The sequence below is a fragment of the Kosmotoga sp. genome, assembly GCF_982836095.1.
Map to the genome: position 1 here is coordinate 1,857 of NZ_CEYIHJ010000211.1, position 838 is coordinate 2,694.

Sequence of the window (838 nt, forward strand, 5' to 3'; positions counted from 1 at the left end):
CGATCACAATAGTTTCCCAGGTGAGACTATATCTTTCACTCCCTCAAAAGAAGAGCTTCGACATGCTCTCGAATCAGCAAAATTTATGAAAGAGGCGGATAGTATTGCAGAGTCAAAACCTAAAAAAGCATTAAAACTATACAAAAAGGCGTTTGCTAAAAATCCACAAGATCCATTAGTTTTGATGTCAATAGGAGTTTCCGAATACCGACTTGGGCAAAGGAAAGAAGCGATTGAGACTTTGGAGAAAGCATACAACTTGGCTCCTTATGGGTATTATGAAAAATCGAGAATTAAAAGAAACCTTGATGCAATTATGTAATGGTTCGCGCTGGCAAATCTGTCACGCTTCAGTTGAAGGTGGAAAAAGGGAGGTCCTAAAATGAGCTGCACAAAACTGTTGTTCCTTGCTATTGTTTTCCTTTCGATGAATAAGTTAAACAGTCAAGTTGGCAATCAAAAAGATCCTCCCTGGCTTGTCGATTTGGCTCAATTAAATTTGGAAGTTACTAAAGTGGAAGTTATAAGTTCCATTAGTAGTAAAGTTGCAGGATTAAAAAGAATTATATCAGCAGAGCCTGGAGAAAAACTTGTCGCCGTCCATTTTAAGGGCAATTTAAATCATACTTGTCGTCTTAGCATAGCAGGTTCTGATTTTACAGCAATTTATAATATGAATTCGGATTTAATAAAATTCGCAAATTCAGCTGCTGTTACCATGGAAGTTGTGAATTGGTGGTTTCCTGATGAGAGAGTATCATTTACGTTTAAAAAAGGTGAACTAAACATAAGAGCAGCATTTATTTTACCGAAGGAAGTGTCTAACTTTTTAATTGGA

At 36.6% G+C, this 838-nt stretch carries 2 protein-coding genes; both read left to right on the forward strand.

Translation table 11 applies throughout. The features are described 5' to 3' along the window. Positions 1–322 (forward strand): tetratricopeptide repeat protein (locus tag AC3LHT_RS10235; RefSeq protein ID WP_488662819.1); only part of this gene is annotated, 322 nt, incomplete at its 5' end. Positions 323–382: 60 nt separating this feature from the next. Next, positions 383–838, forward strand: a 456-nt coding sequence (locus AC3LHT_RS10240) for a hypothetical protein (RefSeq protein WP_488662820.1), incomplete at its 3' end; no start/stop codon positions are given.